This window comes from Haloferula sp., from assembly GCF_049672945.1.
In the GTDB taxonomy this organism is placed as follows: Bacteria; Verrucomicrobiota; Verrucomicrobiia; order Verrucomicrobiales; family Akkermansiaceae; genus Haloferula.
In genome coordinates, this window is record NZ_JBATWY010000172.1 from 1 (window position 1) to 14405 (window position 14405).

Below are 14405 nucleotides of genomic sequence, written 5' to 3' on the forward strand. Positions count from 1 at the left end.
CGCGGCCTCGCCATGGAAGACGCCGAAGTCCGCTGGATCGACTGCAACATCGGCTCCCGCCTCACCATGAAATATCCTGGCGTCATCATGAAGGGCGAGCGCGCCCGAGGCGAAGTCATCTCCATCGCCCTCGCCAACTCCGGCCAGCACCAGGACACCGGTGCCAAGATGATCCACGCCGCGAACAACACGACCTCGAACGTCGTCTCCAAGTCGATCTCCGTCGGCGAAGGACGCTCCACCTACCGCGGTCAGGTCCACATTCCCAAGCACCTCAAGGGCTGCAAGAACAACACCGAGTGTGACGCGCTGCTGATCAATACGAACAGCCGCACGGACACCTACCCGGCCATCACCGTCAAGGGCAACCAACACGCCACTCAGCATGAGGCGAGCGTCAGCCAAGTCTCCGAAGACATGCTCTTCTACATGCAGCAACGCGGCCTCGACGAAGGCCAGGCCATGTCGCTCGCCGTCAACGGATTCATCAACGACCTCGTCCGCGAGTTCCCAATGGAGTACTCCGTCGAACTCAAGCGCCTGATCGACCTTGAAATGGAAGGTTCCGTCGGCTGAACAACGAACGCCTGTTCCTAACAGGCGTGGTACCCCCTGAACTTTTCCTCTACCTCTATTCTCGATGTCCACCGTGCTCGAACCATCTCCTTCCATCCTCGACAGCGCCCCGGAAACTCCTGCCGACCTGCCCAACTGGTTCGCCGAACGTCAGCGCTCCGCCTGGCAACGTTTCCTCGAAACTCCGTCGCCCAAGCGCAATGACGAAAACTGGCGTTTCTCCAGCATCAAGCAGCTCGAATTTTCCAGCTACCTTGCAAACGCCGAAGTCCCAGAAGACACCGGCAGCCTCATCGAACGTTCGCTCGGCCTGGAGGCATCGGCTGCCAAGTTCATCTTCGTCAACGACACCCTCATCGAGATTGAGTCCAAACTTCCCGAGAACGTCATTTGCATGCCGCTCGCCGAAGCCATGCTTCTGCACGGCGATCTCGTGAAGCAGCACTTCATGCAGCAGGACACCCGTCTCGGCTCCGCCAAATGGGCCGCCCTGCACGAAGCGCGCCTCTCAAACGGACTCTTCGTTCACGTCCCCGACAACGTCGAAGTCGAAGGCAGCATCGAAGTCTTCCACTGGCTCTCCGGTGAAAAGAGCACGATCTTCCCGCACACCCTCATCGTCACTGGCACGAATGCAAAAGTCCGCGTCATCGACACCTTCCTTTCGGAAAACGACAGCGACGCCGGCCTCTGCATCGCCTTCAACGACCTCTGTGCCGGCCCCGGATCGAAGCTCGACTACGTCGCCATCCAAGCCTTCAACGAAAACACCAAAATCATCCAGATCAACGAAACCGGTGCCGCCCGCGACGCCACCGCCAAAGGTTTCATCCTCAACACCGGAGCAAGCTGGGCGCGCAACGAATCCCTTTCGCGTCTCGAAGGCGAGGGCTCACGCTCGGACATGCTCAGTGTCAGCGTTCCCGCGCGCACTCAGGAATACGACCAGCGCACCTTCCAGCACCACGTCTCTGCCGGAGCCTACAGCGATCTGCTCTACAAGAATTCTCTCTACGATAAGTCTCGTACCATTTTTTCCGGACTCATCTTCGTCGACGAGAAGGCGCACCGCACCGACGCCTACCAGACCTGCCGCAATCTTTTCATGAGCAACGATGCCGAGGCCAACTCCATGCCCGGTCTTGAGATCAATGCCGACGATGTGAAATGCTCGCACGGCAGCACCAGCTCACAGATCAGCGAAGAAGAAATCTTCTATCTCCGCGCCCGCGGCATCGACCCCATCCGCGCTCGCCAACTCATTGCCCGCGGTTTCTCCGTTGAAGTGATCGAGCGCCTCGGCGACGACAAAGTCGAAGCACTCGTCCTTAGGCATCTCGACAACAAATTCGCCCACATCGCCACCGGCGGAGCCTAATAGGGAGAAGGAGTTTGCAACTCCTTCCGCCAGCTATCCTGCTCTCTGACAAAAAAAGAAGCTTCTTCCTCTACCTAGCTTCAGCAGCTTCAGAAGAAATATCTCCCAAGAAGCTGATCCAGACCCTTCTCGTCCACCTCAGCATAAACATCCGTCCCAATGTCCGCGATCATTGGTGGCGGTGAGTCGATCGCAAACTTCGCCGCTGCCAGCGCTTCATGCTTCGCCTGCTCGTGAATTCCCTTCGCTTGGCGTTCATCGAGAACACCTTCATGCACTAACCTTTCCTCCCACAAGGTCAGTGTGTCGCGGGTATTCCTCCAGAGCATGATCTCTTCTGGTGTCCGATACTTTTTCGAACTTGCATCCGCAATTGTCGCTCCATGGTAGCGGTAAGTCTCAATTTCCAACACCGTAGGCTTCGACTCATTTCTCGCCCGTTGCAAAGCCCGCCCTGCACGAGTCCGAATTTCATAGACATCGCTATCAGGAAAGCGGTCCCACTCGATATCATAACCCTCCGCTCGCTTGGCGAGGCAGTCCTTAAAGGCCGAGGATCGCTGCTGTGAAGTACCCATCGAATAGCCATTGTTCTCAATAACAAAGACCACCGGCAAATCGAACAAAGCTGCGAGGTTTAAGGACTCGTGATAGACACCTTGATTAACCGCTCCCTCTCCCAAAAAACAAACCGCAGCTCCCCGGATCTCCCTCATTTTTAGAGCAAACGCAAAGCCCGCCGCCAGGGGCACCTGACCCGCCGCCGTCGCATGACATCCCCAGTGATGCTTCGACGAATCGAAAAAGGAAAACATTCCTCCCTTCCCTTTCGAGCAGCCGCCACTTCGACCCATCAGCTCCGCCGCCATGGACTCCATACTCATCCCCGCCGCCAAAGCATGCCCCATTCCCCGCCAGCCACTCACTCCGTGATCGGCCGGAATCATCACGGATCGCACCCCAGCCGCGATCGACTCCTGACCCATACTGGAAACCAAAAATCCACCCATCTCTCCTCTGGAAAAGTCCAAAATCATCCTTTGCTCAAAACGCCGAATCCGAACCATCTGGATAAAAATCGCGATCTTTTCCGCACCGCTCAATCCGCAATTAAATTCGTCTTTCCCATAAACACTGGCACTCATTAGCAAAATAAAACTGGATCATGCTCGCCCCTAAGACGAGCAGGATCCGATACGGATCGAGCTCTAAGCCAAAACTCTCCCTAGAGCCTCATTGCCTGATGAGTTGCAGCCATCGCATCCATTCGGTAATCTTGCCCCATGAGCAACCCGCACGATCACCCCACAGCCCTGAAGGACCTTCAGGACTCGATCTACCGGGAAAAGGTTCTCCGCGCCCGCTCGATGACTCCAGAGCAACGCTAGGAAGCCGGTTTCGAAATCACCAACGAAGTCGGACAGCGCATGCTTGCCGGAGCCATGTGGAAACTGAAGACCGACGACATCGACCTCGGCTGGGCCGAAATTCGTCGCCAGCTCGCCCGTCTTCGCAAGGTTCACGACCACGGCCGCTACACCACCGAATTGCCGGCTCATGCCCACCGTTGAAGAACTCGCCACCCTGGTCATCAAGGCCTGCGAAGCGGAAGATGTCCGTCACATGGTGACGGGAGCCTTCGCCTTCAACTACTATGGCATTCCCCGCTCGACCAAAGACTTTGACATCGTCCTCGACGTTGCGGGTAAAGGTAAAATCGAATCAATCATCACTAGGCTTGCCCCCAAAATCGAGTTCGGTGCCCAAGTCCAATTCGATACTCTAACACGGGGTCGACGTCATATCGGTCAGCCGATTGGCCACTCCGCCATCCAAGTTGAACTTTTCGAACTCTTCGACGATCCCTTCGTCCAATCACAATTCGAACGGCGACTCCTGCTACCCAGCGAACAACTCCAGCTCGAAACCTGGCTCCCCACCGCCGAAGACGTGATCGTCCAGAAAATCCGCTGGGGCCGATCCAAAGACCTCGACGACGCCCGCGATGTCCTCGCCGTCCAAGGCCCCGAGACCCTCGACATGCCCTACATCGAAAACTGGTGCGACACCCACGGCACCCGCGAGCGCCTCACCACGATTCTCGAAAGCCTCCCGCCGTTGTAGTCCATGCGAACCAACAGCGTAGTCGCGTGACCGGGCAAACCTTGAGCATGCATCACCCGACCGTCGGCAACTCAAAGCCCGGCCGGTAATCGCAACTCAGATAGCCGTTCGCCTTGTCAGCCAAGCCACCCGTGAAGCGCTCGGACTCCGGATCCAGATCCATCACCGGACTGAGCTTGATCGCCGGATCCTCCAACGAGATGCCATGGTTGACGAGACGCTCATTGGCCTGATCGACCAATTCCGCCCACTCGGCCTTCGACTTGTTGACCTCAATCGCGGCTTCGCGCGAGTAGTCGCCTCCGACCTTGTAGCCGACATTTGCCAATTCGCACCAAGCACTTGAGTAGTGCCCTTGAACGACATCTGCATGAAGCATGGAGCGCTTTCTCTGCCTGACGGCATCGACGAAATTCTCCATATGACCCTTGCCGGCATTTCCGCTGAATTTGCGGATCCTCTTGTTGTCCTTATCGAAGGCAGCACCGCCACCACGCCCACCGCTGTAGCGACCACCTTCGCAAAACACGGTGTATCCACTCCGGGTGCCCATGTAAGCTGGCTCGCCCTTCGAGCCCGGTTTGATCGAGAGATTTGAAAGGTCGAACAACACCGGAATCGACCCGGTATCGTAGTAGGCAAAATGCACATTCGGAGTCTGGCCCGCATCATTCCAGAGCACCCGACCTCCACCGACCAAGAGCCGTTTGGGCAAGCCCACCGCATCGGCAAGGCCAACGTTCCTCACATCGTCGAGAATGTGGACCCCCCAATTCCCCATCTCTCCATTGCCAGTGTTCCAATCCCAGTGCCAATCGTAATGGAGCTTCTCCCGGTGCAGCTTTTTCTTCTCGGCAGGACCGCACCAGAGATCGTAGTCGACGCTTCCTGGAATCTTCAACGCACTTTTGGTCCTTGGAACCGGAGGTCTCAAACCATAGCGGTTAGCCCGGATATACTGGATCTCACCGAGCTCTTTCTCATCATGGAGGAACTGACGGATTTCTTCCTGAACGGTATCAGAACGTTGCTGCGTGCCAACCTGCACGATCCGCTTGTAGTGGTCGGTCGCCTCAATCAGGCGGCGCTGTTCCATGATATTGTGACCCAGCGGCTTCTCCACATACACATCCTTTCCTGCCTCGCAGGCCCAAATGGCCGCCAGACAATGCCAGTGATTGCACGTGGCGATAATGACCACATCCACTTCCTTGTCATCAAGCGCCTCACGCATGTCCTGCGCAACCTTAGCTCCCGGGGCAATCTTCAGCGCTGCCTTGGCACGCGACTCGTCCGCATCGATCAACCATGTAATCTTGAGGCCAGGAACCGCCGCTGCCTGATTCGCCAGCAACCTGCCCCGGTCTCCCAGACCGATCACGGCAGCATGCATGGTTTCGCTGGGGGCGGCCATCCCTCGACCTACTAGGGCTAGAGTAGAACCAGCAGCAAACAAGGACTGCTGGATGAATCGGCGACGTGGCAGAGTGCTCATGGTTTGTATCGTTGTAGAGGTTCCGGAAATGATCGCGATGATCTCTTCTGGCCTGTTTCTCTCCAAGGAGAAAATCGACCCCCGACGATAAGCCCGATTCCCTCCAAGTCAATTTGGCTGATAAGTTAAAATCCGCGTCGCTCGGCATCAACCCATCACGATCTGACTTGTATCAAGTTTTCAAAACCTGAAATCGTTTCGACCAGTAGATCACGAGCCCCGACCATACCCGAAGACCTTTCCTTATTCGAAAAATTCCGCTGCCGCCCGCAACCTCGACCCACAAACTGATCTTCCACTACGCGATCACGTAATGGGCGAACTCCAGCCTCACGTTACCCTCACTTATGAGATTGTTCGCCGTCGCCGCGCTCCTTCTCCCCACCACCGCCATCGCTGACCTTTCCTGGGAGTACGTTGATGAACGAACCCGCCAGGCGGAAGAGGTTCTTGCCCAGCGTCCAGCCATCGAGGCAATCGCCGAAAGAGAGCGCGAGAAGCAGGCAACCCCAAAGGGTGCCGCTGAGAAAGAGGCCTATTCGGCGCTAGCGGAAGCCTTGGCGAATCACCCTGAGATGGCGGACTCCAATCACGCCGAAGCGATGGCCTCAACAGCCTACAAGAGAGCGATCGGTGGCGGCAACGACTTCGAGATCTCCATCACCCAACAGACCTTGGCCAAAGCAAAGGCGGCAAGGTATCAGAAAGCGCTTTCCATCCCCGAACTCAAGCTCGCCATCGAAGCGTGGCAGCAGGCTGCCCTCGATACCAAGGAAACGGCAGAAGAAAGCTCGAAAACCAGAACAGCCCTCGAGTCGATCCAGTCAAAGCTCAAGGCATTGAGCGAGGCGATGGGTCGCTGATCATCCCATTGGATACAAAAGTTCCCTGCTCACCTTGTCGATGGCCTTGAGCGTTGGCTCGTCGAGCTTCAAGCCCGCAGCCGCAAAGATCGGATCGAGCTGGGCTTCCGCACTTACTCCAACGATCGTACTTGCCACGAAGTCGTGCTGCTTGCTCCAAGCAACCGCAAGCGTCACTGGATCGATACCTGTTTCCGCGGCAATCGACATGAAACGCTTCGTTGATTCGACACTGCGATCATTGACAAAACGGGCCGCCATCGCCTTCTGACGCGGACCTCCTGCCAAGATGTAGTCACTGAAACGGGCCCCTTTCGGTGTCGCACCATCGTTGTATTTTCCCGATAGCACCCCTCCCGCAATCGGGCTGTAGGGCAACAGGCTGACACCTTCGCGCCGACAGACATCCGCCAACTCGTCCTCGAACCGTCGATTGTTGAGCGAAAAGTTGTTCTGGATCGTGTCCATCCGAGCATAGCCACCACTGTCCGAAGCCCACAGCGACTTCATCAGGCCATACGAGTTATCATTGCTGGTTCCGATCACTCTGACTTTGCCTTCCCGGACAAACTCATCAAGCGGCTCCAGCATGTCTTCATAGCGCATGCCATGGTCCGGCCAGTGAATCTGGTAGAGATCAATGTAGTCGGTCTGCAGGCGGCGCAGACTCCCCTCCAGTGCCTTGCGCAGATGCACTCGATCCAGTGCTGCTTTGCCGCTGCGGATCGGTGGGTTGAACCAACCATGCGCCGCCCCCGCAATCTTCGTGGCAATGATCACACTCTCACGCGGCTTCGTTCTCAGCCAACGCCCGACGATCTCCTCAGTCTGCCCGGCGGTCTCTGCGCTGGGCGGCACGGGATAGACCTCCGCCGTATCGAAGAAATCGATACCCGCCTCCACCGACCGATCCATGATTCGAAAACTCTCCGCCTCATCGGCCTGAAGCCCGAAGGTCATCGTCCCCATACAGATCTCACTCACCACCAATCCACTCTTGCCGAGTCGTCGCTGTTCCATGAGATCGAATCTAGCGCCAGTCGCATTCGATGCAAAGGCCGATACGCTTCAATCAAGCAACTCGTCTAAACCCCTATCAATCAGGATGTCCAACTGTCAAAATGAGGTAGCGAAGCACTCCGATGTGGTAAGCAAATCTGATTCTGATTGATATCAGCCACAGGTCCGATCTTCGCCAAGCGGCCAGAGCGGCCCGACGGTATTCGGAATCTCTCAAACCCCCCATCAAACCACGCCAGAGGACCGATGACCAAGTCCCGGCAACTTCCCTGCTCAAATCACTGGCGGTCATGAGTTTCAGGCCCCCCGCCTCGATCCACCGCCTCAGGTTTCGCTCATTCGTCATTCCCCCAAGCCGGCCGGCGCGACGGATGGGGTTCAAAAACAGGTGCTGCTCCAGCCAACTTGGCCGCTCCACCACCAGCCAACAGCAAAGCACGGCACGCCCTGCTGGTTTCATCACCCGAGCCATTTGCGCCAAGGCACCTTGCGGGTCTGCCATGTGTTCAAGACTCTCAACTGCCACCAGGGCCTCATAATGCTCATCAGGCAGGCGGTTCTCGAGCCAATCCCCCAAGCTCACCTCCACCCCCGGAACCGCCTGCTCCCATTGCTTGCGTGAAAGGGTCATCCCTTCAGCAGCCACCCCAAATCGGCGCGCCAAATCAGCCGCCATCCTCCCATAGCCGCAGCCAACATCGAACAGTCGCTCTCCCGGACGAAGATCGAGATTCTCACCAACAAGATCGGTCATCCGTCTACCAGCCTCGGCCGCCGACCTCACCCCATCCACCCACAATCCATGGTGCAGATTCTCTCCCCAAATCTTCCGGTAAATCGTGTCGAGGTCATCATAGTGAGCCGCCACCTGCCTTGCTTGGATATCGACCTTGGTCCCACTCATTTTCTACCGAATCGTGTCAGGAAATCCGCACCCTGTAGACCGCAAATCCTGCAGCAAATTGCTGCAAATCAGTACAAATCCACCACCATCCCTGTTGACGCGACCTCGCGCCCGGCGCATCCTAAAACCTGTGAAACTGCCGCCGAAACGGAATTCCTGGGTCAAGCGCGACCAAGTCAACAAGTCGGGCCGTCCCGTCATTGCAACGGCCTACGACAACGACGAATTTCGGGATCTTGACGAACCCAGCGCGTTCGAAGATTCCTCCACAGAGCGGACCGAGACCGACCCGAAGATTTTGGCCGAGTTGCTCGGAGAGCGCATCGAACCGCGGCTGATCTCACTTTCGAAGGAAGACATCGACCTCCACTCCAAGGACAAGTGGAATGCGAAGCACAATCCGGAGATCGTCGTCTTCGCCGAAACCCGGGAGGATGTCATGGAGGTCCTCAAGTTTGCCAACCGCCACAAGCTCCCCGTGACCACCCGGGGAGCCGGCGTCGGTTATGTCGGAGGCTGCGTCCCTGTCCACGGAGGCATCGCCCTCTCCGTCGCACGCATGAACCGGATCATCGAACTGAATCCGGAAGATGGCGTGGCCGTCGTCCAGCCCGGAGTCATTACCGGCGTGCTGCAAGAGGCCGCCGCAGCCGTCGGCTGGGACTACCCGCCAGATCCCGCCTCGCTCAAGGAATGCTCACTTGGAGGAAACATCGCCACCAATGCCGGTGGACCACGCTGTCTGAAGTACGGCGTCACTCGTAATTACGTCCTCGGCCTGGAAGTCGTCCTTCCCAGCGGACGCGTGATGCGCTGCGGCGGCCGGGTCCACAAGAACAAGACCGGCTTCGACCTTGTCGGACTCTTCACCGGTTCCGAAGGCATGCTCGGCGTCGTCACCGAAGCCACCCTGCGTTTGATTCCCAAACCGCCCGCTCGTGCCATGCTGGCAGCCGTCTTCCCCGAATTCTCAACCGCAGCCGCAGCCGTGCAGGCCATTCTCAATGCCGGGCATCTGCCGTCCGCTCTGGAAATCACCGATGGCTTCACCCTCGCCGCCGCACGCAAGCGGCTCGGGACGGAAATGCTGCCCGAGGGACAGGCACATTTGATCGTCGAAATCGATGGGCGACCCAAGGGCGTGGCCGCCGAACTCAATGAACTCTTCACCCTGCTTGGGAAAGTGGGTGCCACCCGCATTGATAAGGCGGAAAGCGAGGCCGCCTGCGAGGCGATCTGGAAAATGCGACGCGAGTTTTCCTATTCACTGCGCGACACCGGCCTCACCAAACTCAACGAGGACATTGTCGTTCCCCGCTCGAAGCTGGTCGAACTCGTCGAGTATGCCCGCGAGCTCGAAGAGAAAACCGGCATCTCGGTGGCCTGCTTCGGCCACGCCGGAGACGGCAACATCCACACCAACCTGATGGTGGCCGATTATGATGATCCAAAGGTTCGCATGAAAGCCGATGCCGCTCTCGATCAACTCTTCGCCTGGGTCTTGAAAAAGGGCGGCGCGATCACCGGAGAGCACGGCGTGGGACTCGCCAAAAAGCCCTGGATCGAAAAAGCCCTCGGCGAGAACAACCTCGAAGTGCACCGCGCCATCAAGAAAGCCCTCGACCCGCAGGCAACGCTCAATCCTGGCAAGTTCCTCGACTAGAAAAGCTTACTCCGGCCAAGCCACCTTCGCCCACACCGGATAATGATCCGAAGGCTCGGTCCTGCGGTTCGCGGTCTTCCAGATACCCGCATCGAGTAAATCGGCACCACCGCTGACGAAAATGTGGTCGACCTTCAAGCGGTCCAGCCGGGAACCGCCATCGGCTTCCCAAAAATGAAGGGTTCGTCGATTCCGCTCCTTGCCCTTCAGCGCCTGATACGGATCGAGCATCTTACCCACCCAGGGACCTTCCCTGCTCCCCGCCAGCGTGACCCGATCACCCACAAAATAATCCACCGCCGGGTTACCCCTCGTCGCGTTGAAGTCGCCGAGCAAGACCACCGGATCCTCGGGGTGCTTCCGGCCATCAATCCGGATAGCCATCAACGGCGCCGCCCGCTCGCGAAATGCCTGACTACGATGATCCCAGTGGGTGTTGAACACATAAAATGATCGACCGGTCGCACGATCCCCGAGCCGCACCCAAGTCGCGACGCGAACCACACTGTTTCCCCAACTCTTCGACCCCGGTGTCTCAGGATCGTCTGAAAGCCAGAAGGTTCCCTGATCCTCGGGATCCAGTTCGAAGCGATCCGCTTTCCACATGATCGCCGAATACTCGCCAGCCCGCTTTCCGTCATCACGCCCGACGCCGAAGAAACCATAATCCGGAAGCGACGCCCGGAGGTCAGCAGCCTGTCCGTGCAGCGCCTCCTGAATGCCGAAGACATCCGGATCGATCTCGCGCAGGCTTCGCACCACTCGATCCAGCCTCCTCGGCCATGCTCTCCAGCCCTTGTCCTGATCGCCCTCATAGCGGACGTTGAAACTACAAAGCCTCAATTCAAGCACGCCATCTTGCCGAATTGCCACCGTCTTCGGTGGTGCCTCCTCCCGACACCCCAGCATCACCAGGAAAGCCGATGCCACACAGGCGGTCCGCGGGAAAATTCCTGTCTTCCGTCCTCTGTCTCGGAGTCTTTCGGCTCCCTCCTTCATTCGCCACTGATCATTTCCGGAAACACATGGACTCCCACCTCCTCGCGTGACCTCAGGGCCTGGCGCAACCGCCCGACCATGATCTCACGCTTCGAGGCTTCAATGGCAGCGATGACCTCCTCCTTCGCATCATCATACGAACGTTTTTCAGCCGGTCGCTTTTCCAACACCTCCACCAGATGCCATCCGATCTTAGTGCGAATCAACTGCGGTTCCCCCACCTCCATCGCAAAGACCGGCTTGGCGAAATCATCGGGCAAACGCGCCGCCGTCATCCAGCCCAGCTCGCCTCCGGACTCCTTGGTCCGTGGATCTTCACTCAGCGTCGATGCCAGTTCATCAAAGCTCTTCCGTTCCGCCTTCAAGTCCTCGAGTGCCTCAAGGAGCACTTCCTTCGCCGCCTCAGACTCCGTGCGCAAGGTTGCCCTGAAAAGGTGCCGGACCCGGACCCTCGGCGGCATGGCGAAATCATCCGCATGCTGCTCGAACCACTCCCTTCCCTCGTCCTCTGCCACGGTGATCCCGTCAGCGATTCGACTTTCGACATACTTGTGCTGCTGAATCCTCGCCCCCAGGCGAAGTCGCAATTCCTCTTCACTGTCGATGCCTTCGGCGATGAGATCCGCCTGCATTTCATCGCGGCCCGGATAGCGTGCCGCAAGCCTCAGCACCGCCTCATCAATCTCGGACTCAGAAACCGGCACATCCGCCGTATTGTGGAGAACCTTTGTCCGTAGAATCTGGTGGTCGATCAGATCATTCATGGCCGCGAGCCTGACGATCCGGCGCTGGTCATTACTCAAGTCCTCGATCTTCCTGCCCTCCAACCACAACCGTTCCCGAGCGGCCCGCTCGACCTGGGGAAGATAGATCGAATGCCCGAAGACCCGTGCCACCACCCCCTGCGCTTTGGCTCTTTGCAGAGACTCGGGACTGTCCGGTCTCCCCGCTTGGATCTTCCGGTTCAGTGGTCCGTTGAAAAGAAACAGATCACCCGCCAAGTAGAGCAATCCGATCGAATAGACGATCACTCGAACCACAAAATTCTTGGCAGGACGCATGGTGAAAAGAGGGGTCCTCCTAGCGGATCTCCACCGTGGCCCCCGGGCGAATGAAGTCCGGCAACCTCACCGCATCCCAATTCGCCATCCGAATGCAGCCCGCGCTCTTGGCTCGACCAATGGTCTCCGGATCCGAGGTGCCATGCATCCCGATACCAGAAACGGTGAGGCCCGCCCAAATCACACCCACCGGGCTGTTAGGACCCGGCGGAATGTTCAGGTAATTGCTGCTGCGCCCCTTGCCATCGAGCAAAGACTGATCGTAGCGCCACACCGGCAACTGCACACAGTTCTTCAGCTTCCACTGGCCATACTTGATGAACTGCGGCTTGCCAGGCGTGATCGGAAACGAGGCAACCAAAGCCTGATTCGCCGTCACCAGCATCGGTGCGTCCGGATCGGTCACCACCAGCGCTTTCGGGGTCGCTTCATAAATACGCGCCTGATTGATCTTCGTATCCACCACCACATGGCGCGACTCGAGGAGCGGTTCCGGATCGTAGCGTGAACCGGTGAGGCTCTCGATCGTGAAAGGACCGACATTCGGCACGATCACCGACGACCTCGGCTGCAAGCCATACGTCTTGCTCGATCCATTCAGATCGATCAGGAACTCGACGTCGGTATGATAGCGCTCCGACATGAATTCCGCGTAACTCCGGTAGCTCATCCGCTTTTCCTTGGCCTGCTGCGCTTTTTTATACGAAAGCTTGGTGTTCACCCACTTCGTCGCCACCTCGGGTACGATCGCCACCGCGAAGGGATTCGGCACGGCCGCGCGCGCCGCCGCCATTACCGGACCCATTTCTCCGGAAGGATGGCCATTCACCTCATTCCAGGAATTCACCGCGAGAATCGTGAACCTCCCCGGCTTGCCATCGATGACGCCCGGACCGAAATGGCTTTGATCGAGAAAGATCTGCAAACGCACCGCATCGTCCCCGGTCGGAAGACCGTTGATGTCCGGCGTATCGGACCTCGGGTTCTTCTTCATCTCCGGCAAGACCACCTCACCCGGAGGCAACGGTTTCGCCTCTCTTGCCGGTGGCCCGGGATCCAACGGCTTCAAGCCGGACTCAGGCGTAATCTCGGAAGGATCAACAGGCAGGGCGCGTGGCACCTCTGCCACCGCAGCCATCGATATTGCAGCAATCAGGACAAGACCCGGAATAGTTCGAAACATAGGAAAACAGGATTGGGGCGGGACGGCGGGAACATGCCAGCCTTCCCCCGATCTGTCATGCGGTTTTCCCAATTCTAGACGATCTTCAACCGCGCCAGGTCCTGTGTGTCGACCAGACCAACCGGCTTTCCTTCGGCATCGAGAACCACCACATCGTCCACCCGATGCGAGCCGATGGTCTTCACCGCTTCCGCCGCCAGCGAATCCGCCGAAACACAAATCGGCCCGCGCGTCATCAGATCCGCCACCGCTTTCCCGCCAACCATCGGATCCTCCTGATAGCTGCGGGCGAAGTCTCCGTGAGTAAAAATCCCCGCCAGTTTCCCATCGGCCGCGACCACCACACAAGCACCCGCACGAGCACTCGACATCGCAACCAATGCGTCCTGCACCGTTCCTCCCTCATCCACCGAGGCCAGCTTGTCGCCAGCGCGCATGATGTCGGAAACCTTCGTCAGCAGCGCCCGACCCAGCGCTCCTCCGGGATGGAATCTTGCGAACTGTTCCTCATCAAACCCACGCGCCTCAAGCAACACCATCGCCAGTGCGTCGCCCATCACCAGCATCGCCGTTGACGAAGAAGTTGGCGCCAGATTCATCGGGCAGGCCTCGCGCTCGACCGAAGTATCCAGCGTCACGTCCGAATGCCGTGACAAGGTCGAGTCCGGCTTTCCCGTCAAGGTGATCACCTTGACCTCGAAGCGTTTGATGTGGGGCAGCAGATCGAGCATTTCGACCGTCTCACCCGAGTAGGAAAGCACGATCACAGCATCACCATCCGAAAGCAGTCCAAGGTCACCGTGAAGCGCATTCTGGGAGTTCAGCACCACCGCAGTCGAGCCAGTCGAGTTCAGCGTTGCCGCAATCTTGTGGCCGATGTTTCCCGATTTCCCAATCCCCACCACCACGATCTTGCCGCGCGTATCCAAGGCAGCCTTGAGCATCTCCACCGCCTGACCAAACGGTTCGCTCAGCCTCTCCTGCATCTTCTTCAAGGCATTGGCTTCCAACTCAATCACACGTTTCCCGTGGGCGACCGCATCCATGCCGCCCATCATCCCCCCCCATCCCCCATCCGGCAAGCCAAGGAGTGGCTCTTTCAGGAGTGGCGCTCTCCCGAGCGCCATGAGTGGGCAAGG

The 14405-nt window shown here is 58.1% G+C and carries 14 protein-coding genes; 6 read left to right on the forward strand and 8 right to left on the reverse strand.

Going from position 1 to position 14405, the window contains the following annotated elements; all coding sequences use genetic code 11:
* On the forward strand, positions 1-576 hold a 576-nt coding region (locus WBG04_RS15245; RefSeq protein WP_424315313.1), incomplete at its 5' end, for a SufD family Fe-S cluster assembly protein.
* Between the two features lie 64 nt (positions 577-640).
* Positions 641-1954 carry a Fe-S cluster assembly protein SufD gene (gene sufD / locus WBG04_RS15250; RefSeq protein ID WP_424315314.1) on the forward strand — a complete coding sequence of 438 codons (1314 nt, stop codon included), beginning with the start codon at positions 641-643 and terminating at the stop codon, positions 1952-1954.
* 89 nt (positions 1955-2043) lie between these two features.
* Here the strand turns inward: sufD and WBG04_RS15255 are convergent, their stop codons facing one another.
* On the reverse strand, positions 2044-3099 hold the full coding sequence (locus tag WBG04_RS15255) for a thiamine pyrophosphate-dependent dehydrogenase E1 component subunit alpha (protein WP_424315315.1): 1056 nt from the start codon (positions 3097-3099) through the stop codon (positions 2044-2046).
* A gap of 282 nt (positions 3100-3381) precedes the next feature.
* On the opposite strand from WBG04_RS15255, the gene WBG04_RS15260 reads away from it, so the two are divergent.
* Together WBG04_RS15260 and WBG04_RS15265 are read left to right on the forward strand one after the other, a co-directional pair.
* Positions 3382-3525, forward strand: coding sequence for a hypothetical protein (locus tag WBG04_RS15260; RefSeq protein WP_424315316.1), 144 nt, complete (start codon positions 3382-3384; stop codon positions 3523-3525).
* A complete protein-coding gene (locus WBG04_RS15265; protein WP_424315317.1) occupies positions 3512-4078 on the forward strand; it encodes a hypothetical protein in 567 nt (188 codons plus the stop codon). The genes WBG04_RS15260 and WBG04_RS15265 overlap by 14 nt, the downstream gene beginning before the upstream one ends.
* Before the next feature lie 52 nt (positions 4079-4130).
* Here WBG04_RS15265 and WBG04_RS15270 read toward each other — a convergent pair whose 3' ends face one another.
* Positions 4131-5573, reverse strand: coding sequence for a Gfo/Idh/MocA family protein (locus WBG04_RS15270; protein ID WP_424315318.1), 1443 nt, complete (start codon positions 5571-5573; stop codon positions 4131-4133).
* 347 nt (positions 5574-5920) lie between these two features.
* Between WBG04_RS15270 and WBG04_RS15275 the strand changes: the two genes are divergently transcribed.
* Positions 5921-6436 carry a hypothetical protein gene (locus WBG04_RS15275; RefSeq protein WP_424315319.1) on the forward strand — a complete coding sequence of 172 codons (516 nt, stop codon included), beginning with the start codon at positions 5921-5923 and terminating at the stop codon, positions 6434-6436.
* Here the strand turns inward: WBG04_RS15275 and WBG04_RS15280 are convergent, their stop codons facing one another.
* Positions 6437-7456, reverse strand: coding sequence for an aldo/keto reductase (locus tag WBG04_RS15280; RefSeq protein ID WP_424315320.1), 1020 nt, complete (start codon positions 7454-7456; stop codon positions 6437-6439). It abuts the gene before it with no gap.
* A gap of 76 nt (positions 7457-7532) precedes the next feature.
* Complete coding sequence (locus tag WBG04_RS15285) at positions 7533-8360, reverse strand: SAM-dependent methyltransferase (RefSeq protein ID WP_424315321.1); 828 nt, start codon at positions 8358-8360, stop codon at positions 7533-7535.
* A 130-nt stretch (positions 8361-8490) separates the two neighbouring features.
* Between WBG04_RS15285 and WBG04_RS15290 the strand changes: the two genes are divergently transcribed.
* Positions 8491-10023 carry an FAD-binding oxidoreductase gene (locus WBG04_RS15290; protein WP_424315322.1) on the forward strand — a complete coding sequence of 511 codons (1533 nt, stop codon included), beginning with the start codon at positions 8491-8493 and terminating at the stop codon, positions 10021-10023.
* A 6-nt stretch (positions 10024-10029) separates the two neighbouring features.
* Here WBG04_RS15290 and WBG04_RS15295 read toward each other — a convergent pair whose 3' ends face one another.
* From WBG04_RS15295 to WBG04_RS15310, 4 genes are all read right to left on the reverse strand, one after another.
* Positions 10030-10896, reverse strand: a complete 867-nt coding sequence (locus WBG04_RS15295) for an endonuclease/exonuclease/phosphatase family protein (RefSeq protein ID WP_424315323.1) — start codon at positions 10894-10896, stop codon at positions 10030-10032.
* Positions 10897-11018: 122 nt separating this feature from the next.
* Positions 11019-12083: a peptidylprolyl isomerase gene (locus WBG04_RS15300; protein WP_424315324.1), complete on the reverse strand. Its 1065-nt coding sequence runs from the start codon at positions 12081-12083 to the stop codon at positions 11019-11021.
* A gap of 19 nt (positions 12084-12102) precedes the next feature.
* Positions 12103-13266 carry a L,D-transpeptidase gene (locus tag WBG04_RS15305; RefSeq protein ID WP_424315325.1) on the reverse strand — a complete coding sequence of 388 codons (1164 nt, stop codon included), beginning with the start codon at positions 13264-13266 and terminating at the stop codon, positions 12103-12105.
* Positions 13267-13340: 74 nt separating this feature from the next.
* Positions 13341-14393 (reverse strand): KpsF/GutQ family sugar-phosphate isomerase, encoded by a 1053-nt coding sequence (locus WBG04_RS15310; RefSeq protein ID WP_424315326.1) that lies wholly within the window; start codon positions 14391-14393, stop codon positions 13341-13343.
* Positions 14394-14405 lie beyond the last annotated feature (12 nt).

Excerpts from the sequence above, each read along its gene's own strand:
- sufD (WP_424315314.1), top strand. The coding sequence starts at position 641 with ATGTCCACCGTGCTCGAACCATCTCCTTCCATCCTCGACAGCGCCCCG.
- WBG04_RS15255 (WP_424315315.1), bottom strand. The coding sequence starts at position 3,099 with ATGAGTGCCAGTGTTTATGGGAAAGACGAATTTAATTGCGGATTGAGC.
- WBG04_RS15260 (WP_424315316.1), top strand. The coding sequence starts at position 3,382 with ATGCTTGCCGGAGCCATGTGGAAACTGAAGACCGACGACATCGACCTC.
- WBG04_RS15265 (WP_424315317.1), top strand. The coding sequence starts at position 3,512 with ATGCCCACCGTTGAAGAACTCGCCACCCTGGTCATCAAGGCCTGCGAA.
- WBG04_RS15270 (WP_424315318.1), bottom strand. The coding sequence starts at position 5,573 with ATGAGCACTCTGCCACGTCGCCGATTCATCCAGCAGTCCTTGTTTGCT.
- WBG04_RS15275 (WP_424315319.1), top strand. The coding sequence starts at position 5,921 with ATGAGATTGTTCGCCGTCGCCGCGCTCCTTCTCCCCACCACCGCCATC.
- WBG04_RS15280 (WP_424315320.1), bottom strand. The coding sequence starts at position 7,456 with ATGGAACAGCGACGACTCGGCAAGAGTGGATTGGTGGTGAGTGAGATC.
- WBG04_RS15285 (WP_424315321.1), bottom strand. The coding sequence starts at position 8,360 with ATGAGTGGGACCAAGGTCGATATCCAAGCAAGGCAGGTGGCGGCTCAC.
- WBG04_RS15300 (WP_424315324.1), bottom strand. The coding sequence starts at position 12,083 with ATGCGTCCTGCCAAGAATTTTGTGGTTCGAGTGATCGTCTATTCGATC.
- WBG04_RS15305 (WP_424315325.1), bottom strand. The coding sequence starts at position 13,266 with ATGTTTCGAACTATTCCGGGTCTTGTCCTGATTGCTGCAATATCGATG.
- WBG04_RS15310 (WP_424315326.1), bottom strand. The coding sequence starts at position 14,393 with ATGGCGCTCGGGAGAGCGCCACTCCTGAAAGAGCCACTCCTTGGCTTG.